The following is a 20,876-nucleotide window of genomic DNA, read 5'->3' as shown; positions in this document are numbered from 1 at the left end:
GGAATAAACGGGTTAAGAGTTTTATAACCGATCGGTCTAACGTTGATCACTTCCATTCAATTTTCTGTTGCTCATTATTATGCGTTTAATCGGGAGTAAGATAAGGATTTCCGCTGTGTTATACCCTCTGGGCTACAGTCGGTGCGGCTTGTATAAACATAACGTTTTTGTTATGTTTTGAGCTATGGAATACACTATTGATTACTAAAGTGAAGACCTTCGATACGATATCGATCATTGGCCGTTGTCTTTGCGAGCCAGGTATACCAAGCTTACCGAACGTATGACATTGTACGGCGGTAACCTCGGTGAGCCACACACCAGCGCCTTCGGAAATGGATCTTTCGAATTTCGAGTAAAAGGTAACGAAGGAATTGGACGTGTGTTCTTTTGAGCGGTAGTGGGAAAGTGAATCGTGATGCTGCATAGCTATATCAAGAAAACCTAAAAAACGCCGCGCAAAGGACTCAGCATCGCTGAAGCCAGATTGAGAGGTGTAAAAAATGAACGCTAAACGCATGCCGCCAACCAAAACCCATGCCGAAATGGTCTCTGATTGGTTGGAGCATCCGGAATTCAAGGCTGAAGACGAAAAGCTGGACGGGGAATTCGCCCTGCTTGATGAGCTGTTGGCCGCACGCAAAAAAGCCGGCCTCACCCAAGCGCAAGTCGCTGAGCGAATGGGAACCAAAGCAACGGCGATTACCCGGTTGGAAAGCGGTTTAGCCTCCGGTACACATGGACCGTCTTATAACACGCTGAAAAAATATGCCGCTGCGGTAGGGAAAAAACTGCAAATCCGTTTTGTATAATTAATCATATGGATGAGCCATTGCTCAATCTGACTGTCGGTTAAGAGCGGAGAAGTGGAAGTTACCTGTAGTCATCAATGGCCAAGAGGCAGAGTAGCCAACTAGAAGGATGACTACCAAAGCAGTGGCGATTCACGCCCTTTACCTCATGAGTCTACATAGAGGGATATTTGTCGCCTTTTATGCCCTTATAACAGCATCAACTATTTCTGAACCATGCCGATACTGATAGAGAGACCATCATTTATTGGTAATGAAAAAAGGAAATTTGAATTGAACAGAATGACAGGAATCGCTGTTTTATGTCTGGCGCTGATGGGATGCGGTTCTAGGCCCTCAGAAAACAGAACGCAGTACCTAAGAACGGAAATGCAGTCGCCAGTTTCAGGGCCAACCACAGTAACCGTAACCTCAGACAGCCTTCTGAAAAAAGAAAATACCCGTCATTTGATACTGTACGCACTACGTCCGTTGCCTGGGAAAGCATTCAGCTCTGAGCTGGACAGAAAATTTGCCGCAACGACGATGTATATCGATTTGTCTCCAGGCAAAGGAAACAGAACGGCCGAGATCAGTGGTGAGATAAATTACTACGATCACGAGCGATACGTGAATGCCCGCCTGGAGGGAGACAGTATCAGGACAATACTAGTTGCACCACAGACAATCCCACTGACACTCAATAAGCCGGTCTCAATCAATCTGCCGCAGGGTATTCACTATTCCGTCATGCTGACGGACAGCCAGCCTTGAACATAGCTAAACCTTCATTTTGGGGCGCAAATACTCGACACAGTTACGTGCCGGGTATTTAACCCATTCCCTGCATACAAACGCCTAAGGGCACCTATGAGCGATTAACGGACGTAGCGCCTGAGCAACAACGGTCAGAAAATATTTTAATAAGCCGTGGCGATTCATATTTACATTATCAACGGACAGCCCATATGATGGCCTCTCCCTGAAAATGCCGACCATTGAATGGATTCACGTGCACTCCCTTTAACCCCAATGTGGCATACATTACTTCCTTCTGAAATTAGCAATAGTGTCTACACCCAACTTTAATTTAAAAGAAACATATATTATTGGGATCGAGTATAAAGTAAAAAATAGACAGTTAGTGAAAAAAAAGATGTATGTAGTACTATCAACCGCTAAGTAAATATTAAGTGAAGTGACCTTCGATAAGATATCAACCGCCAACTTAAATAAAATTCCTGATATATAATAATGAGTATAAGATATAAATATAAAACAGAATAATAATGAATAACTATATCCCATGGCTATATTTTTTATTTTCATGGATGAATAATAACAACTTAGTAAAGCTAAGATTTCTTTATTTTTCGATGCGAATAACAAAAATGTAAAAATTAAACACATTAGTATTGTGAATACATTTTGGAATTTGTATAGGAATGGCAAGTCTAACATTACAGTATAAAATGAATAAGTGTAGTTACAAATAGACAAAATAGATAAAATTAGCAAGAGTCTACGTATCATTTTAATAACCCAATAGCTTGTTGTAAAATTCATAATCGACAACAGGTAAATAATTAAAACCCATGGTTATATATAAAACAAATGAAATGATTTCAAGAACATGAAAAGTGAAATCAATAGATATAAAAAGACGACAAGCAACGAAATAAAACCTAAAAGTATTTTATTCCGTTTAATTATAAAAACAATTCCTGATAATACCATTGCTAATACAACTGATTGCAATAAAAATCTAAGCGGTATCAGGTATAGAGATGACGTATGAATTGCCAAATATTTAAATGCTGAAAGACATAAACACAAGCAAAAACCCCATCCCCAAAATGTCATAGGGAGACTATATTTCCCTGCAATTAATTTATTTAAAATCATATTCACTACCTTAACATTTTCAAATTTTTCCCAGATTTAATTTTGTTTCACTATCAGCCACGAAATAAGTTACTTAGACTGAGTTTGAATTGTACACCGTTAGAGTTAGTTTTAAAAACTTAAGTTAACAGGAAAAGCAGACCATTGGTTGACCCGCACCCTATTGGCTAGTTCATCGGTGAGGCTAACAATGCCCGCTTTAGGCACCAAACCGCCCGCAGGAAGTTCCATGGTCAGTTATGAGCGAGGAGCGGAAGCTCAGTTGTCCTGGTGCTCACGCAGCACGCTTAAAGTATCTGTACGTTCCACGGTATACAGAAAAAATGAAAACGATTAACTACTGACCTTTCGGACGATCAAACACCGAATCGGTCAGTGTAGCCCTCAAGTGAGGAAGGCTCTGCGGATAATTTTGCTGAATAAACTCAATCATTTTTTCCCGCACATGGCAGCGTAAATCCCAGGCGATGGGGGAATTCTGTGCAGTCATCAATAATCTGATGGTCATGGTTTTGTCAGTAGTTTCGGTTACCTGGAGCACCTGAGTCTGTTGATCCCAGAGTTTTGTTTCACTGAGGACTTTTTCAAAATGCTTACGGAGAGGATCTAATGGCATGGAATAATCGAGGTAAAGAAAAACAGAGCCTAATATCTGTGCGTTATTACGCGTCCAGTTCTGGAAAGGATTTTCTGTAAAGTATGTGATGGGCAGGACCAGTCGGCGCAGGTCCCAGATACGCACAACGACATAAGTCAGATTTATCTCCTCTATCCAGCCCCATTCATTTTCGACGACTACAGCATCATCAATTTTTATAGGTTGCGTAAAAGCTATCTGAATTCCGGCAAACAGGTTGACAAGCGACTTCTGAAGGGCAAACCCAATGATTATTCCGGCAACCCCCGCGCCGGCTAAGATTGTCGTGCCGAATTTTCGGAAACCGGGAAAACTGAGAAGTATCAGAGTAAGACAGAATGACACGAGCAATACAATAGCGACTTTTTTTACATACATTATTTGAGTGCGAATTTTACGGGCACGAAGATTATTCGAAAGATTAATGTCATAGCGGATAAAAAGCATATCTTGCGCAACATTAACTAATCGAATTAAAATGGAGCAAAATGATAATATAATAAAGATATTAAGGGTGGATGTAATAAAATCAAGGGAGTTTGGCTGAATGTTAATATAATTAACCCCTACATTTATCAACAGTAAGGGAATGAAAAGAAACATTGATCCACGAAGATGTTTTTCAAGTGATTTGAAGAGCTTTCGGTCACGATTCTGCCAGTAGCGGATGAACCTGAGAAGTATAAATCGGGCCAGGAACCCCAGTGCGAGTGAGAGAATGACGAGCAATACCGCAGGCACCCAAATTGGAGCACCAGATAACTCATCGAATATCATTAGCATTCTTTTCCCTTATATCAAGTCAACAACCTCTGGTTGTCAGATCAGTAATAAAAATTCAGTAACCGTTGTCTTAACGGTTATCTGCGGAGTAAATGGTGAACGCACATGAGTTGATGAGAAATGTAGTTAACTGACTTTTTTAACATAAAAAAACCTCGAAAGGAAACCGATAATACAAGCGTAGCATAAATGCAACTCGCTGAAATTAATGATGACGTTTAATTTACTCAATCCGCTAGCAGGATGTCCGCGCTCAAACCGCTCTAGTGTCATCTGCCTGTACCCGCCCCTAGTGATGTGTTCATGCTAATAGCACAGGTTACAGATATCCATGCCGCACCTGAGTACGATCTTTTGCGCGTTGGTCACCCAAAGCGCCAGGGTCAGCTTCTGGCACAGGGCTGCTGTAGCAGCCCTGACGACCTCATACTTCAATCGACTCAGAGATCTCCAACGCATCATCGACTTCAATGCCTAGGTAACGAACCGTGCTTTCCAGTTTCTTATGGCCCAACAGAAGTTGGATCACCCGGAGATTCTTGGTTTTCTTGTATATCAGGTAAGGTTTTGTTCTTCTCATGGAATGTGTGCTGTAAAGTGAATCTTCGAGACCAAGCGTTGCGACCCACCCATGAAAAATTCGGTTGTATTGCCGAGTTGATATATGTTGGCAAGAACCGACGCGGGATTGGAACAAATAGTCTTTACTGTGCAGCTTGCCAAGTTTTATCAACTCGGCGACAGATTCTCTCGTCCCCTTAGTTAACTCGAACTGTACAGGGCTACCGGTCTTCTGTTGCAACACCGTCGCTCTGCTTGAAACAGAATTACCATATGAAACATCTGACACTTTTAGTTTAACCAGATCACAGCCACGCAGTTTGCTGTCCAAAGCCATGTTGAACAGAGCCAGATCGCGTGTTCTACCCTCCAGTTCAAGCCTGATTCTAATCCCCCAGATATGAGATATCTGAAGTGGTCTTTTCTGGCCGATGATACGGTCTTTGTTCCACGGTGATGTGTTCATACTCAAATCTCATGCAATGTGGGAGATTTGAGTATGGTTGTCCCTCAAGAGCGAAGTGCTGACATCATGCACGATGAACTCGATATAAATTATATGTGGTTTCACAATCTGTCACGAAAGTATTTTAACCCAAAAAAATGGCCTTTATTCTTCTCAAGTATCCCAAGGTTTAAATCGTTAAAGAACCATATGAGCTCCGTTTTTTTGGGCTGCTCTAGAGATGGAAGTTGTAACTTCCCATCTGCATATAGTTGAGATATAAAATCGCCACTATTTAATTTTGGATCTAGAGAATTAATTGTGTCCTCGCAATGTATAGCGTAGGCAAATATTTCTAATGTATGACCAGAAGTCATTACAGGATTGAGCATATAGGGTTGACCTGCCGGAATATCTCTTTCAAGATACCTTCGACGGATTTCAAAAAATCGATGCGCATCCTCGTTGCTATTGTCAAAAACACGGTGAGGAGCGATGGCGACTATAGTGAAAGTATCTTTTGATACATCAGAGAATATAAGAAAGTTGCTTCTCCCTTTGGGATTTTTGTTATCTCTGGGAGCAAAGTGAAAGTGATATAATCCTTCCCTAAGTACTAGGGAATCTATATCTTTCCCTTTGCTTTTTAATGAAGCGCCTGGTAAAACGGCACCATGAGTTCTAACTTGCTCAGATAAATATAGATTTAGATCTTCGCCCTTAATGACTTTATTGAGAAACACTTTTATGTCAGGGTACATTTTAATAAAAACATTTAAATCCATACCCATGGGGTAGGTTTCTATAGTCCTTTTTTTTACAGGAATAGTTCTTATCTTCCAAGTGATATATTTAGAGATAATTAACCTAGTCGGCATTTTTTCGAGTTCTTTGCTTGCTATAGGAGTATTAGGAACTTTCGGCAATTCCTTAATCATTACTTGCCTGAAGCGCTTTATACTAAGCGAATATTCTTCACTCATATTTAATTTTCTCTCTATTATAAATTGCTCATAGCTAACCATATCAACATAAATCTAGATGAGGCAAATTTCAATTCATAAGCATCTCACCAACTACAAGTTGGTAAGCTTTTTTCAGGCACGTCCGCTACTGACACGAAGCTGACGAGCTAATTGAGCCGAAGGTCCGCTGTGAGCGGGGAGTGGACTTATTTAATACGAACATGATTTATTATACCAACATTATTGACAACGTATTCCATATACACAAGATTTTGGCATAATAATTCTAGCTAACATGTATTCAACGTCTTTTCTTAATGATACAATTTAGCCTTACTAACATTAATTCTAATTGATTGGTATAGTGCTTATGAATCATACTCCCTCTATTGAATTGAATAAAAATGATACTGAAATGGGTGCCACAGAATCTGAACGTTATCTTTCCAAATTAGCGAGGAAAGCCTTTCTTAATTTCTGGAGCTATTCGAATCCATATACCGATGAAAATAAAGGAAGTGAACTATGCGATTTTATGGTTGTTTTTGGGAACGATATCCTTCTCTTCTCTGATAAACACTGTGAATATCCAAAAATTGAAAATTATGAAACTGCATGGTACAGATGGTATAGAAGTGCAATTAATAAGTCTGTAAGGCAGCTGTCAGGGGCCTCATCGTTTATCAAAAGATTTCCAAATAGAATATTCATTGATTCAGAATGCAAAACACCATTTCCAATCCCGTTACCTTCATCAGAAAATTTAAAAATACATTTAATCGCAGTAACGCGAGGTTCTGCTGAAGCTTGTGCGAAATATTGGGGTGGTGGAAGTTCTAGTAGTTTAGTTATCAATACACTAATTGAAGAAAAAGGTCACAAAGAATATCCATTCATGATAGGGTGGCCTTTGGGAAAAAGTAAGTTTGTTCATGTATTAGATGAGCTAACCCTCGATGTTTTACTTAAAGAATTAGATACGGCTTCAGATTTTGTTAATTACCTGACCAAAAAAGAAAAATACTTGAGCACAAAAGATGTTGATTTCGTAATATGCGGTGAAGAAGAATTACTTGCACATTATCTTATGCACCCACTGGATAACTATGAAGGTTTTTTATTCCCTCCTGTATCCTCCATCAAGAAGATGGTCTGTATTGAAGAAGGTGCTTGGCGGAATTTTTATGAGAGCGGCGCATACTCTTCCTGGAAAGAATTCAATGAAATTAGTTATGAATGGGATCGTTTAATAGAAAGTCAGACTTCACATATAAAACACGACAGTGCTGAAGTTTTAAAAAATAGTGACGTATCTATTAATGATATTCAGGCCCACGAATTAGTTTTAAGGGCAATGGCAGATGAAGGCCGAGCCACAAGGCAAGTGCTTGCCACTCATTACAACCTAATACTAAGGAATGAAACCACAGATGATAGAATTGTCAAAACAATAATCATGCCCAATCGCCCCAATCGAGCTTATATTCTTCTAGTTTTAAAATTTGACTCCGTGATAGAATATTATGAGTACCGTGAGTTACGAAGAGCATCATTAGTTGGTTTTTGTCGAGCTTGCAGATTGAGAATGAAAGGGGTTGATGAAGTGATTGGGATTGCATCAGAACAGCTGGATTCTTCATTTACAACTCAGGATTTTATACTTATGCATTTTGAGGCGAAACTAACACAGGAGGAAAAAGAGAAAGAAGTAGAGGCATTGAAATCTGCGGGAATTTGGAAGGATAGTTGGACTTGTGTTTAATTTTAACCAATGAAGGAACTATATATAACTACTTAACAATTATAGATGCAACGCCCGCTTCTGGCACTAAGCTGACGGTCAGATCTGATCGGCCCCAGATTAGCAAGGGTGCCAAATTAAGTACGAAGCAGTACACCCTATAACTTACCGCGAAATATGCCGAACTAACAGCATCTCGAATCATCATGGATAGGTGCTGGACATCGAGCCATTGGCCGCTGGTGATGACGTTGATTTTAAAGCGGTTCGTATCAAGTCAGAAATCAATTGATGTTGCCCCCTTCCTCGGGTCAAATCTTCATGCAACACCTACCGCCCGAGATATACAGCCGTGATCTGGGTTCGCTCATGTCCCAGTTCCCGGCTGATAGTCTGGCGAGCTACCGCATCCTGGGTACGCTCCGAGGGTGATAGCATGTGGCTAGACTTGCCACCAGCCGCCGGAGCTGGCCATCCCGTCAATGTTTTATACCGAGCCTGGGCGTAATGATGCCGCAATCCATGCATATTACTCAGCCCCTGGAATGTCCACGATCCCAGGGGCAGTCCAAGGTACCGGAAAACCATCGTAGAAAAAGTAAATAGTTTGTCATCGTTCCCCAGCGTTCAGCTTGATATCAAGAAGATGAAAGCTGGCTGCGCTGTATGGCTGCCGACCGGAACAGCTAACGCTTTAAAATGTGGCCCCGGTAGGGGCTATTTGCTCGACCTCTTTTACAGTATGCAGGAAACGTTCTTCCTCCAACTCCACGCCGATAGAACGGCGCTCGATCTCCTGCGCCGCTTTTACCATGGCGCCGGAACCCATAAAAAAATCCGCTGCCACATCGCCGGGCCGGCTGCTGGCCTGAATGGCTCTGGTTAAAGATGCCCTTTATAACGGCTCTTTACTGGTTAAGCTGCTACAGGGATAACTTTGGTTGATTAATTAATAATCTGCCTGATCCCTAACAGCATGATCAACCCGCCGCAAAGCCTATCAATGACTTTTTTGGCCCGCTGATAGGCGGAAGAAATGCGAGGTTGAGACAGTGTGATGGCAACCGCTCCGTACCAGAGTGATGCAATGATGCCGACAACGCCGAGCATGGCAATAAAGGTGCCCACAGAGACTTGCGCCGGAGCGGCAGTAGAGAATATGGCGGCGTAAAAAGCCATGGATTTCGGATTGCCGATATTAGTAATCACGCCCTGAATAAAGGATTGGCGGAAATTACCTGACACTACGGCATTTTCGTTCGCAACGGGTTGTCTTCCCGCATTGAGGATAAGGCGTAAGCCAAACCACAGCAGATATCCTGCCCCTAATATTTTCACAACCAGCGCAACCCAAGGGAATGCGGCGAATAGCAAACCGATTCCGCCGATAGCGCAACTTGCCCAGAATAGGTTGACCACTACAATGCCAGCAACCAGCGCAAGGGCGTCCGGGCGCGTAGAAGCGACTGCTTTATGCACCACGGCGACAAAGTTTGGTCCGGGTATCACCACGCCAGCGAGATAAATCAGCAGTACGGTAAGAACTGCATGTGTATCAATCATGTGATTTCCTTATAAATCGCTGACGTTAAATAAGTTTAAACTCACCAATAAGTCATTGGCTTCCCATTATGCCGGGAGCAGGCCAGCAGTTCGATAATTTTGTATTAATTCATCAAACAAGCTCGGTCCTGCCGGGTATCGGTTGGTTTACCAGGCGATCGATCAAAAAGTGATTGTGCTGGCCGTGGGTAAGCGTGAACGCTCGGCAGTGTTTAACGCAGCTCAAGCCCGGCGTTAACAGTCCAAGTGCCGGCGGGAACAGCAAATCAAAATTTGCCCTCATCATCCCATCACTTTTCCGCACTGTTATACGTTTGGGTACAACCTAAAATTTGCATTGAAATTTAATATATAACAATGAATTATGTTAAAAATTCATATCCCCGCCGCCCGATAAGCCGGTGTTGTCCGGTTTTTTTATGCCCATCAATAAAAGCCGGATTGAGAATGGAAAATAAGAACCCCACACGCAAGCCGTTAAGCGAATGGCAGCCAAAACAGCGGTAATGCCACGATCTCATCGATTCGCCCGGTGTCCCGACCTCGAGCCTGGAATAGGCTCGACGTGACGCCGCCGCAATTCCTTGATTTCTGCATACGTAGAAGCATTTTTCCGCACTGGCCTCGATTTTTCCCGTGCTACAGTGCGGCTATATTCAGCAGGCGAGTCTTTACTCCGTTAAGCCGGAGATCGCCGAGGCCAAAGCTGCTCCCCGGAGGGGCAGGATCCCTGCGTTCAAATTCAGACTTCAAGGAAAACGAAATGACCACCCTAAATGAAAGATTGGCATGGCGCTATGCAACCAAGAAATTCGATGCGACGAGAACCGTGCCGGCCGAAAAGCTAGAACGTATCGTTGAAGCCGTGCGGCTGGCGCCTACCTCAAGCGGGCTCCAACCGTTTGAGTTGTTTGTGGTGAGCAATGCGGATATCCGCGCAAAGATCCGCACCGTGGCTTGGGATCAAGCGCAAATTACCGACTGTTCGCACCTGCTGATATTTGCCGCGTGGGACGACATTACAAATGATCGCGTTAATATGATGTTCGACCTTACCAACGATGTACGGGGTTTCAAAAACGAGGGTTGGGAAAATTATCGCCAACTGTTGTTAGGCATCGTTGCCGATCGTGGAACGGAGGCTAACTATCAGGCGGCCGCGCGGCAGGCTTATATCGGCCTGGGCGCGGCCTTGATTGCCGCGGCTTTCGAAGAAATCGACGCTACGCCGATGGAAGGGTTCGACCCGGCGGCGGTCGATGAAATCCTTGATTTGAAGTCGAAGAACCTGCGTAGCGTTGTTATGCTGCCGCTTGGTTATCGGGCGGCCGAAGGTGATTGGCTGGTGAACTTGAAGAAAGTCCGACGCAGCCGCGACAGCTTCGTCACTGAAATTAAGTGAACCTGGCACCCTTCCCGTCTACGGAGTAGTGAAGCGGGTTTTGCCTTTATTGCCCGCTCGCGGCCTTGGACAGTGAGGCGGCCAGTTTGCTGTCGTTCTGTAGCGCGGGCGAAAAACGTGCGCGGGCGTGGGTCGATTTCAGCGGTGATTTTGGCCACGAGATTGGCCTGCTGGAGATATCCGTCAATAGCGATGGGAAGATCGCGCGTGTCGACGCTTCACTTGAATAACCCTCTACCGGGGGTTTGACGCTGATGTCCGTCTATCGCCGTTGTCACAATGAAGCCTCCCGCTCGGGTGCTGGAGTCTCGCCTCGTTTTGGCGCGCCCCGCTCGCCGAAAGCACCGGCATCATCTAACACGCGATGGCGTTGCTGCGGCCGGCGTGGCATCTCCTTGGCTTAGCTTTTTTACAGCCACAAACATCAATTAATTTGAACAACTTCAACAAATCTATTCGATATCCTATTTTATTAATGAGCGTTATATTTATCCCATCGAAAGCAAACCGCTTTCACATTCACAACACGGGATATCAATCATGAAAAAGACCTTAGCAGCCTTAGCACTCATTTCCGCCATGCTGGCCCCTGTCGTATCCATGGCCGCCGGCGGCGACTACCAGAGCTATACCAATACCTATCCGGTAACCCAGAGTTCTAATCATCACGTCAATAACGCGGAATGATAGCAGCGGGTAAGTAAGACAAATTTTTTCATTAAAACGCAGACCATGTCAAAGTATAAACATGGTCTGCGTTTTTTTTGGCTGCCACGCAATGGGGCCTCATGGGGCGCTGCCTCATCAAAGTGCGCAGCGCTTCATAATGGCACAATCCGGTTGGCTTGCTTTACTTCTGTTCACGGCTGCGACGCCGCGCCATGGCCTTTACTGAGGCGGGCATGCCGGTGAGAGGAGTTGGCATTGTAATTGCTTGGTTGTACATACAAGAATATACATGCCTGAATTTAAAAGGCTGATAACCCATTTAGAGGGATAAGCCATGATCTCATTCGACAACGTCACCAAATTCTATACCGATGGCACCGTTGCCGTGGACAGATTGTCTTTTGTCGCCCCTTCGTCAAAAATCACCATGCTGGTCGGCCCTTCCGGATGCGGCAAAACCACGTCGCTGCGCATGATAAACCGTCTTATAGAACCGAGTTCAGGCGTGATTGCGCTGAACGGCCAATCCACCCGGGAGATGGATGTGGTGCAGTTAAGACGCAAGATAGGCTATGTCATCCAAAACGCCGGATTGTTCCCGCATAAAACCGTGCGGGATAATGTTGCCGTTACCGCGCGCCTTAACGGAGCGACCCGGCATGCCGCCCGGAAAACCGCGCTGGACTTGCTCGATCGGGTGGGTCTGTCGCCCGAAATGGGCCAGCGTTATCCTTGGCAACTGTCCGGGGGTCAGCAGCAGCGGGTTGGCGTTGCCCGGGCGCTGGCCGCGGATCCGGAATTCATGCTGATGGACGAACCCTTCAGCGCGGTGGATCCGGTGGTGCGCGAGCAGTTGCAGGATGAATTTTTGCGCCTGCAGAGCGCTATCGGGAAAACCATTATCATGGTAACGCATGATATCGATGAAGCCATGAAACTCGGCGATCGGGTGGCGGTATTCAGGCCCGGCGGCAGGCTGGCGCAAATCGATACGCCGGCGATGCTGCTTAACCACCCCGGCGATGCGTTTGTCGCCGATTTTATAGGTCGGGACCGCGGCTACCGCAAGCTGGCCTTCAGCGCCATCCCATCCGGCCTGGCCTTGTCGGGCGAGCCTTGCGCCGCCGTGGGCATGCCGGTTGCCGAGGCGCGGGAGCGCGCGCTTGGCCAGTGGATACTGGTGACCGATAATAACCTACCCCTGGGCTGGTTTGATATTAGCCAGGAAAAGGCCCAGATCCTTGCCGGCGACCTTAACCTCAGCTCGACCTTCGCACCGCTGAGCGGCTCGTTGCGCCAACTGATGGACGCGGTGCTCAGCTCTCCGTCCGGTCGGGGAATCGTCGTTGACGATAACCGGCAATTGCTGGGATCGGTGAATATAGAACAGGCGTTCGGCGCCGCCCACCAACCGATGCCGGTGGAGCAACGCCATGCGATTTGATTGGCTGTGGGCGCAAAAAGACGCCATTTTCAACCTGCTGTGCTGGCACCTGTACCTGTCCGTGGCGCCGGTGCTGATTGGATTGATCCTGGCCATTCCGGCCGGGATCCTTATCTATCGCATCACGCGGCTCAAGAACCTGCTGCTCAATATGCTGGGACTGCTTTATACCATTCCTTCCCTGGCGTTATTCGTCCTGCTGCCGGGCATCCTCGGCACCCGAATACTCGATACCCTTAACGTGGTGGTGGCGCTGACGCTGTACGCCTTTTCATTGCTGGTGCGCACCGTGTGCGACGGGCTGGATTCCGTGTCGGAAGATACCCGGCAAGCCGCGGTGGCGCTTGGCTATCGGCCGTTGCAGCGGTTTTTCCTGGTGGAGCTGCCGCTTGCGGTTCCGGTTATCGCCGCCGGCATGCGGGTGGTGCTGGTGTCCAACGTCAGCATCGTGTCCATCGCCGCGGTGGTGGGTATGCCCCAGCTTGGAGCACTGTTTACCCAGGGTTTCCAGCTGCATTTCCTGACGCCGATTATCGCCGGCATCGTGTTATGTATCGCGTTGGCGTTGATTCTCGATAATTTACTGCTGCTGGGCGCGAACCGGATCACCGCCTGGAAACCGACGCGGAGCGGACGATGATAGCCTGGTTTATGGACAGCGCCCATTGGCTGGGCGACGACGGCCTGCTGGCATTGATAATCCAGCATGTAATCTACAGTGCCGAGGCATTATTTATCGCGTTGATTATCGCCTTCCCTATCGGCTGTTATGTCGGCCATACCGGTAAGGGGACCCGTACGCTTATCGGCATCGCCAACGCCATGCGGGCCTTGCCCACCTTTGGCCTGATTATTTTACTGGTCATTCTCTTCGGCCCGGTGTTCGAATCCGATCTGGCGTTTATCGTCCCCTGCCTGATTGTGCTGATTATACTGGCGCTGCCGCCAATCGTGATGGGTATCTATTCCGGCATAACCGCGATTGATCCCAGCGTCATCGACGCTGCCGTCGGCATGGGCTATTCCCCCTGGCGGCTGCTGCTGACCGTGGAAATTCCCTGCGCGCTGCCGCTTATCCTGTCGGGCATTCGCAGCGCGGCGCTACAGATTGTCTCGACCGCCACCATCGCGGCCTACGTTTCCCTGGGCGGGCTGGGGCGGCTGATTATCGACGGCCGCGCGCAAAACGATTATCCGCAAATGGTCGCCGGCGCGATTATGGTGGGCGCGCTGGCCTTGGCGGTGGATTTTATCTTTTCATTTTTAATTCGTTTTCTGGTCTCATCCGGCATCCAGCGGCGCGAGCGCCGGCGCAGACCTTTAATCCTGTTAGCTAAATATTTCAGACACCTATCTCATTAACCGGAGCCATCAAAATGAAAATCAATCCCTTGCTCGCAGCGACGTTATTTTCCACCGTTTTTTTTCATGCCGCGCTGGCGTCGGCTGAGGATAAGGCCACCGCGACCGGTGATATCGGCACCATTATCGTGGGTTCGGCGGATTTTCCTGAAAGCCAGCTCCTGGCCACGATTTATGCCGACGCCCTGGCGGCGAAAAATATCAAAGTGGAAAAGAAATTGAATATCGGCAGCCGGGAGGTGTATATGCCGGCGTTGCTGGACGGCTCGATAAATCTGATCCCCGAATACAGTGGCGCGACGCTCAGTTATCTGGACGAGAAGACCCAGGCCCACAGCGTGGAGGATGTCGAGGCCGCGCTGGCCAAGGCCTTGCCCGCCAAGATCAAGATGTTGTCCATTTCCCGGGCGCAGGATAGCGACGTGCTGGCGGTGACCGAAAAAACCGCAAAAAAATATAATCTCAAGACCATAAGCGACCTGCAGCCGGTCGCCGGCAAACTGGTGCTGGGCGGACCGGCGGAATGGAAAAGCCGCCGCGAGGGGGTTAAGGGGTTAAAGGACATTTACGGCCTGACATTTAAAAACTTCAAGGTATTGGATGTGGCGGGGCCGCTGACCTTATCGGCGCTGGCCAATAATCAAATCCAGGTGGCGGATATGACCTCAACCGATCCGGCAATGAAAAAAAACAGGCTGGTGGCCCTTGAAGACCCCAAAAACCTGTTCCCCGCGCAAAATATCGTGCCGTTAATTGCCGCCGATAAACTCAGCGCCCCGGTTGGCGACACCCTGGACAAGATTTCAGCCCAGCTGACCACCGAAGACCTGATTGTCATGAACGGCAAACTGGCCAATTTCGACAGTATCGACGCGGTGGCGAAGGAATGGCTGACCCGGCACGGTCTGGACAAATAATGCCTACGCGCCATCACCATCAGGTCGGGAGAATAATATGGCAGTAGCGGATAGCATTCTGTTGGGCCGGGACGAGACCACCACCGGGGATATCGCCGCGATTGCCGCGGGCGCCCAGGTGCGGATCGATGCGCGGGCGCGGGCGGGCATGGCGGCGGCGCATCAGCAGATCAACCGTGCCCTGGCCGCGGATAAAGTGATTTACGGCCTGACCACCGGGGTGGGTGACCTGGTTACCCAGCGCCTGTCCTCGCCGCAGATTGCCGCCGTGCAGTTGAATATGCTGAAAAGCCATGCCTGCGGCACCGGCGCGGATTTGGCGCCCGCTGAAGTGCGCGCCATGATGGCTGTCATGATCAAATCGCTGTTGCAGGGTTACAGCGGCGTCAGCCCGTCGCTGGTGGACACCATGGCCATGATGCTGAACCGGAGCGTTATTCCCTGGGCGCCCGCCAAAGGATCGGTGGGGTATCTGATTGCCACCGCGCATATCGGCCTGGCGGTATTCGGCCATGGTAAAGCCTGGTATCGGGGGGAGCTCCTTCCCGGCGGCGAGGCGCTGCGCCGGGCGGGGATCGAGGCGAGGACGCCGGGACCGCGTGAAGGCCATGCGCTGGTCAGCGGCACCTATGAAATCACCGCGCTCGGCTGCCTGGCGGTGGAAGACTTTAACGCACTGTTGCCGGTCGCCGACGCGGCCGGCGCGATAAGCCTGGAGGCGCTGAAAGGCAATACCCGGGGTTACGACGCCCGTCTGCACGCGCTGCGTCCGCACCCCGGCCAGGTGGAGACGGCGCGTATCTTGCGCTGCCTGCTGCAGGACAGCGAAATACTGGACCGTTACCGGGATTTTCGCGTGCAGGATGCGCTCAGCCTGCGCTGCATTCCGCAAATTCACGGGGCGGTGCGTGATGTGCTGGGCTATTGCCGGCAGGTGTTGACCATAGAGATCAATTCAGTCACCGATAATCCGGTGTTTATGGTGCTGGACGGAGAACTACAGGTGTTGCCGGGCGGCAATGGCCACGGCGCGCCTACCGCCCTGGCCCTTGACGCGCTGTCGGTGGCCATTGCGGAACTGAGCACCGCATCGCAGGCGCGCTCCGACCGTTTGACCAACAGCCATCTCAGTGGTCTGCCGGCGTTTTTAATCCAGGAAGGCGAGGCGTATTCAGGCATGATGATCCCGCCCTATGTCGCCGCGGCGCTGGCCGGGGAAAACCGCGCCCTGGCCTCGCCCGCCAGCGTCCATACGGTGTCGACCTGCGCGGGTCAGGAAGATCATCTCAGCATGGGGGTAACGGCGGCGCGCCAGGCGCTGGATGGCATTAACAACGCCGTCGACATCGTGGCCATCGAACTGCTGTGCGCCACCCAGGCCATTGATTTTCACCAGCCGCTGCGCCCTTCCCGGGGCGCCCGCGCCGTGATGGCGGAGATACGCCGGGAGGTTGCCTTTCGCCAACGGGACGATGAGATGTACCCGGATATGCTGGCCATCCGGCGTCTTATCGCCGATGGCCGTTTATCCCACGCCCTGCAACCCCTGCTGGTTGCCGGCGCCGCCACGGGAGAGACCTCATGACGGCGCCCGCTACGCCGCGGGGTTAAAAAAAAACCGGCTTATCCATGCCGGTATCTCTGGCTTCAGCCAGCCGGCCTGGATAAAGGCTCCCGCCGCAACGACTTCGTCAGCCTGTTTATACAGGCATTGGCCCCCGAACCAACCCACGTTTTTATAACAGGCCGGAACTAATTTGCCCTAGCGCTATGCATAAGTCTCAATATATGGAACCGGAGCGGAAAAATTCAGTTCATTTTATATTATATCGGGTTGAGATTTAACAAATAATCAACAATACGGGTCAATATGGATTTAAGCTCCCCCCTCGGCTGAGTGAGTATTTGCAACGCCTGTCCATCCCGCGCGATATCGGCTATTTATCGTTATATGATGCTTTTTAAGCCGCACATTGGGCTGACCCCATTGTCAAGGTATTTCATTTTACGCAGTATTTCGTAATGAATTCTTTAACGAAGAAGAAATAATAAATAGCGTTTCCTGGCGGAAAAATGACGCGCCAATCGCCGCCAAGCTGCTCGCTGCGAACATTAACCTCTTTTGAGTAAAATCTTATCCATAGCGGTGAGATAGCACAAAAAAATAAATAAATTCTTTATTTTACATTAAGTTATATATTTATGCTTTTGCTCGCCCAGGCCGATGCAACGCACAGATAAAACCGTGCTGTTTTTTAGTTATAAAGAATATATTTTTTTATACCTTTTACAATTGTGCTATTTAACATTCTTATCAGAATTTATTAATGGACTATATAAATATTTCAAATTCATTAAAATGTATCCAATTATTTCCAAACCTTGCCAAAAAGCTTTACATTACATTACTATCTGGTTATTACTAATTATACGAGCTTTAACTTTCATATGCTTATCAGGATTAAAGCCGCGGTAAAAAAATTTCAATTGTACGACGATTTGTGTCAGATGTTAATCACTACTGTTACAACGCCTGCATATTCCAAGGGTAATTAATTATGCCAGCTCGTGTTCCCACTAAAAAAATAGTGATACTTGGTATTCCACCTATTGACCTTTTAAATGTCGCCGGTCCAATGGAAGCATTTCGGTTGGCAAACACGTTGGCGGAAAATAACTATCCTTACCAGGTGGAACTGGTCTCCGCCGGTCCGGATAAAACGATTGAAACTGAAGCGGGAATAAGCCTGCTGGGCCATTCAACCCTGTCCGATAAAAAATGGGCGGCCTACGCCATTGATACGCTGATTATCACCACCAATATCGCGTCGTTCGGCCTGTATCCGGCGCATACCATCGAATGGATCAGCAACCAGGAAAAGCGGGTCCGCCGCATCTGCACGGTCTCGGGCGGAATTTTCGCGCTGGCGCAAACCGGCATGCTCGAAGGAAAACATGTCACCACCCACTGGCGCGTGATGGATGAATTCGCCAAACACCATCCTGGGGTGCATGTGGAGGAACAGCCTATCTGGGTCAGGGATGGCAAAATCTACTCATCAGCCGGCATGTCTTCCGGCATTGACCTGGCGCTCAACCTTATCGCCGACGATCTGGGCGATCGGCTGGCCGGCGAGGTGACCAAGGAGCTGGTGCTGTTCCTGCGCCGGCCCGCCGATCAGGCGCAGCTCAGTTTTTCCCTGCTGGCGCAATATTCCAGCCACCGCAGCCTGAAAATGCTCCAGCCCTGGATACATGAACATTTAGCGCAGGAACTTACCGTCGATGTGCTGGCGGATAAGCTGGCCATGAGCAGAAGCACGCTTATCAGGATATTCAAGCACGAGCTGAATACCACCCCGGCAAAATATATTGAAAATATCCGCCTGGAAACCGCGCAGCGCTTCCTGCAAATGACCTCGATGAACCTGGACAAGATTGCGGCCAAATGTGGTTTCACCAGTGCGGATGTCCTGCGGCGTGTGTTTCAGCGTAATATCGGCATCAGTCCCCTGACCTATCGGCAACAATTGGATAAACAGGACTGAACGGCCGGTCATCAGTTAAGCTCGCCTGCCGCAACCCGGGCCACGGGCAAGACGACAGCCGGCGACAGCAATGCGGGCAACGCCGTCGATTTTTTTACGCTGGCCAAATCCTTGCCGTCCATTTCGTTTGCCACCCAATCGGCAATGTTTTGATAGGGCACAAAAATGCTTTGGTTGCGCTTGCGATGCGTGGCGGTAAAGATACCGACGATGGCGCCGTCGGCCACGTATACCGGCCCGCCGCTCATGCCCTGGATGCCGCCCGCGTCGGTCAACCCCATGCGGCAACTGGTGCCGGGCTTATCCCACCAGCCGAAAGCCTGCAACGTGCCGGATGACGAGGTGGGAAGCGTCGTATAAGCGTTGTATCCGTACAGATTGACCCGTTCGCCTTTAACCGCCGATTCCAGTTTGGGCAACGCCCGTCCTTTATTGTTATGGTAAATAATGGCCACATCGCAGAGGGGATTATAGGCTTTCACCCTAACCATCATTAATTTCGCCACATGTCCGGCGGTGAGGCTATAATTTTCCGTTAGCGGAAAGCTGGAACCGACGGCGCCGGCCAATACGGGAATACCGATAAAATGAAAATCCGCTTTATTGCTGGCGTTTTTGTCGACATTATAATGACCTACCGCGCTGCAGCCTGACAATAATAATGCCAGGATGAAAATGATTGATTTCATTGTTGGGCCTGCTGATAACATTCTTTTAAAGAATAGCTTTACGACTGCTAATATTTTTTATGCCTTATTAATCAGAAATTTGATCAATAGTTTTCGCATTGATGCCTTTCTCATTACAGGCATGCCCTAATGTCCATATCCGCGCGAGGTTAAGGTCATCTTCGCTATTGCGTCATTAAAACCACCGATGATTATGTGTTGATTTTAAACTGATTTATGCCGCTCTGTTCATCATGTCTTCCTGGCGGCCATCGGCGAGGCCCTTATTGGCCAGAGCGTGGAAATCCTGATGCCGGACCACTGACAATAACGGTAATTTTATATATCCATAAACCATTACTTGTTTAGCATGCCGTTTTTTCGGTAACGTTCTGCTGGCAAGAAATTGCGCATGGCGTTGAAAACTGTACAGCATGAGGAATACAAGAATTAAACATAATATTAACAAGTTCATTAATAATAAACCCAGATACATTTATGATAGATATTACCCATCCTAACCACTTTTATGGGCCATACGGTTACGCTATTATCGATTCGTGTATTTTATACAGATCGCCGGAATCAGACGATATTAACCCGCCTATGGTATTCCTCTGCGCGTGAGTATATTACGGCGGTAGGAAAATTCTTAGGTGTCATTGTTACGACGATATGCTTCTTTTTTCAACAGTTGGGGATACCGGCCTTGCCGAGGCGGCCGGGTGAACCCCTGTTGCCGAAAGCCGCCGAACGAGTGGAGCTGTCCGGGGCTTTCAGGCACTATGCCCTTGGGGCGTGGCAGGCATCACCGGCCACCCGCAGGCGGCTTTTACGCGCCTGCCGGTAGACCCGCCGCGACATGGGGAGATCGACCTGGTGACGGGTTAACGTGTGACAAGAGGCAGTAATACGATGAGTGAGTTGGAAAAAATGCGGCGGGGCGAGCGTTATTTTATCAATGACCCCGAACTGGTTGAAATACGGCACGCGGTCAGGGATAACATCGATAGCTATAATGCGCTGGGACACCGTGAAACCGCACGGCAGCGGCAACTTCTTTTGACGATCTTCGGCCAGGTGGGCGAGGACGTGCATATCGAGAAAAACCTGCGGGTTGATTACGGCATGAACACCCGGCTCGGGAGCCATGTGTTTATTAATTTCAATTTTGTCCTGCTGGACTGCGCGCCGGTAACCATTGGCAACCACGTGTTCATCGGCCCGGACGTGCAGCTTTATACCGCCCATCATCCGCTCGACGCCCGGGAACGCGGCCGGCATATCGGCTGGGCCGAACCGGTTACGCTCGGCGATAATGTCTGGATTGCCGGCGGATGTATTATCCTGCCCGGCGTGACGATTGGAGAAAACACCACCATCGGCGCCGGCAGCGTGGTAACGCGCCCGATTCCCGCCAATGTCGTGGCCTGCGGTAACCCATGCCGGGTCTTGCGCGCCCTGCCATAAAAGAG

19 protein-coding genes and 2 pseudogenes are annotated in these 20,876 nt (G+C 48.6%); 15 read left to right on the top strand and 6 right to left on the bottom strand.

Annotated features, from left to right (window positions below; all coding sequences use genetic code 11):
- Nucleotides 1-229 precede the first annotated feature (229 nt).
- The 3 genes from VGC33_RS04505 to VGC33_RS04495 all read left to right on the top strand — a co-directional run bounded on the left by VGC33_RS04505 (nt 230) and on the right by VGC33_RS04495 (nt 1,565).
- Nucleotides 230-394 (top strand): type II toxin-antitoxin system RelE/ParE family toxin, encoded by a 165-nt coding sequence (locus VGC33_RS04505; RefSeq protein ID WP_331119494.1) that lies wholly within the window; start codon nt 230-232, stop codon nt 392-394.
- A gap of 109 nt (nt 395-503) precedes the next feature.
- Nucleotides 504-812, top strand: a complete 309-nt coding sequence (relB, locus tag VGC33_RS04500; RefSeq protein WP_331119487.1) for a type II toxin-antitoxin system RelB family anti-toxin — start codon at nt 504-506, stop codon at nt 810-812.
- A 273-nt stretch (nt 813-1,085) separates the two neighbouring features.
- Entirely contained in the window at nt 1,086-1,565 is a 480-nt protein-coding gene (locus VGC33_RS04495; protein ID WP_331119485.1) for a hypothetical protein, read from the top strand.
- A 1,468-nt stretch (nt 1,566-3,033) separates the two neighbouring features.
- Here the strand turns inward: VGC33_RS04495 and VGC33_RS04490 are convergent.
- From VGC33_RS04490 to VGC33_RS04480, 3 genes are all read right to left on the bottom strand, one after another.
- The gene (locus tag VGC33_RS04490; protein WP_331119482.1) at nt 3,034-4,116 is read right to left on the bottom strand and encodes a mechanosensitive ion channel family protein; all 1,083 of its coding nucleotides are present in this window, start codon (nt 4,114-4,116) and stop codon (nt 3,034-3,036) included.
- Nucleotides 4,117-4,540: 424 nt separating this feature from the next.
- On the bottom strand, nt 4,541-5,143 hold the full coding sequence (locus tag VGC33_RS04485) for a site-specific integrase (protein WP_331119480.1): 603 nt from the start codon (nt 5,141-5,143) through the stop codon (nt 4,541-4,543).
- A 101-nt stretch (nt 5,144-5,244) separates the two neighbouring features.
- The gene (locus VGC33_RS04480) at nt 5,245-6,105 is read right to left on the bottom strand and encodes a hypothetical protein (protein WP_331119478.1); all 861 of its coding nucleotides are present in this window, start codon (nt 6,103-6,105) and stop codon (nt 5,245-5,247) included.
- A 352-nt stretch (nt 6,106-6,457) separates the two neighbouring features.
- On the opposite strand from VGC33_RS04480, the gene VGC33_RS04475 reads away from it, so the two are divergent.
- Entirely contained in the window at nt 6,458-7,849 is a 1,392-nt protein-coding gene (locus VGC33_RS04475; protein ID WP_331119475.1) for a hypothetical protein, read from the top strand.
- Between the two features lie 673 nt (nt 7,850-8,522).
- Here VGC33_RS04475 and VGC33_RS04470 read toward each other — a convergent pair.
- Together VGC33_RS04470 and VGC33_RS04465 are read right to left on the bottom strand one after the other, a co-directional pair.
- Nucleotides 8,523-8,714: pseudogene (locus VGC33_RS04470) on the bottom strand (DNA methyltransferase); the annotation flags it as partial.
- A 59-nt stretch (nt 8,715-8,773) separates the two neighbouring features.
- Nucleotides 8,774-9,391, bottom strand: a complete 618-nt coding sequence (locus VGC33_RS04465; protein ID WP_331119473.1) for a LysE family translocator — start codon at nt 9,389-9,391, stop codon at nt 8,774-8,776.
- Between the two features lie 118 nt (nt 9,392-9,509).
- Between VGC33_RS04465 and VGC33_RS04460 the strand changes: the two are divergent.
- From VGC33_RS04460 to VGC33_RS04415, 10 genes and pseudogenes are all read left to right on the top strand, one after another.
- Nucleotides 9,510-9,629: pseudogene (locus VGC33_RS04460) on the top strand (type II toxin-antitoxin system mRNA interferase toxin, RelE/StbE family); the annotation flags it as partial.
- 525 nt (nt 9,630-10,154) lie between these two features.
- On the top strand, nt 10,155-10,793 hold the full coding sequence (locus tag VGC33_RS04455) for a nitroreductase family protein (RefSeq protein ID WP_331119471.1): 639 nt from the start codon (nt 10,155-10,157) through the stop codon (nt 10,791-10,793).
- 86 nt (nt 10,794-10,879) lie between these two features.
- Nucleotides 10,880-11,023: a hypothetical protein gene (locus VGC33_RS04450; RefSeq protein ID WP_331119469.1), complete on the top strand. Its 144-nt coding sequence runs from the start codon at nt 10,880-10,882 to the stop codon at nt 11,021-11,023.
- A gap of 310 nt (nt 11,024-11,333) precedes the next feature.
- Entirely contained in the window at nt 11,334-11,480 is a 147-nt protein-coding gene (locus VGC33_RS04445; protein ID WP_331119467.1) for a hypothetical protein, read from the top strand.
- 316 nt (nt 11,481-11,796) lie between these two features.
- Nucleotides 11,797-12,906, top strand: coding sequence for an ABC transporter ATP-binding protein (locus tag VGC33_RS04440; RefSeq protein ID WP_331119465.1), 1,110 nt, complete (start codon nt 11,797-11,799; stop codon nt 12,904-12,906).
- On the top strand, nt 12,896-13,546 hold the full coding sequence (locus VGC33_RS04435) for an ABC transporter permease (protein ID WP_331119463.1): 651 nt from the start codon (nt 12,896-12,898) through the stop codon (nt 13,544-13,546). The genes VGC33_RS04440 and VGC33_RS04435 overlap by 11 nt, the downstream gene beginning before the upstream one ends.
- On the top strand, nt 13,543-14,268 hold the full coding sequence (locus tag VGC33_RS04430; protein WP_331119461.1) for an ABC transporter permease: 726 nt from the start codon (nt 13,543-13,545) through the stop codon (nt 14,266-14,268). Before VGC33_RS04435 ends, VGC33_RS04430 begins: the two co-directional genes overlap by 4 nt.
- A 14-nt stretch (nt 14,269-14,282) precedes the next feature.
- Nucleotides 14,283-15,185 (top strand): ABC transporter substrate-binding protein, encoded by a 903-nt coding sequence (locus VGC33_RS04425; protein WP_331119459.1) that lies wholly within the window; start codon nt 14,283-14,285, stop codon nt 15,183-15,185.
- Nucleotides 15,186-15,222: 37 nt separating this feature from the next.
- Nucleotides 15,223-16,770, top strand: coding sequence for an HAL/PAL/TAL family ammonia-lyase (locus VGC33_RS04420; RefSeq protein WP_331119457.1), 1,548 nt, complete (start codon nt 15,223-15,225; stop codon nt 16,768-16,770).
- Nucleotides 16,771-17,743: 973 nt separating this feature from the next.
- On the top strand, nt 17,744-18,733 hold the full coding sequence (locus tag VGC33_RS04415; RefSeq protein ID WP_331119455.1) for a GlxA family transcriptional regulator: 990 nt from the start codon (nt 17,744-17,746) through the stop codon (nt 18,731-18,733).
- Nucleotides 18,734-18,744: 11 nt separating this feature from the next.
- Here VGC33_RS04415 and VGC33_RS04410 read toward each other — a convergent pair whose 3' ends face one another.
- The gene (locus VGC33_RS04410; protein WP_331119453.1) at nt 18,745-19,422 is read right to left on the bottom strand and encodes a trypsin-like peptidase domain-containing protein; all 678 of its coding nucleotides are present in this window, start codon (nt 19,420-19,422) and stop codon (nt 18,745-18,747) included.
- Nucleotides 19,423-20,316: 894 nt separating this feature from the next.
- On the opposite strand from VGC33_RS04410, the gene VGC33_RS04405 reads away from it, so the two are divergent.
- Complete coding sequence (locus tag VGC33_RS04405) at nt 20,317-20,871, top strand: sugar O-acetyltransferase (RefSeq protein WP_331119451.1); 555 nt, start codon at nt 20,317-20,319, stop codon at nt 20,869-20,871.
- Nucleotides 20,872-20,876: the final 5 nt, after the last annotated feature.

Source organism: Acerihabitans sp. (assembly GCF_036398755.1).
Classification (GTDB): domain Bacteria; phylum Pseudomonadota; class Gammaproteobacteria; order Enterobacterales; family Enterobacteriaceae; genus Acerihabitans.
This window is presented reverse-complemented; position numbering and strand designations above follow the sequence as displayed.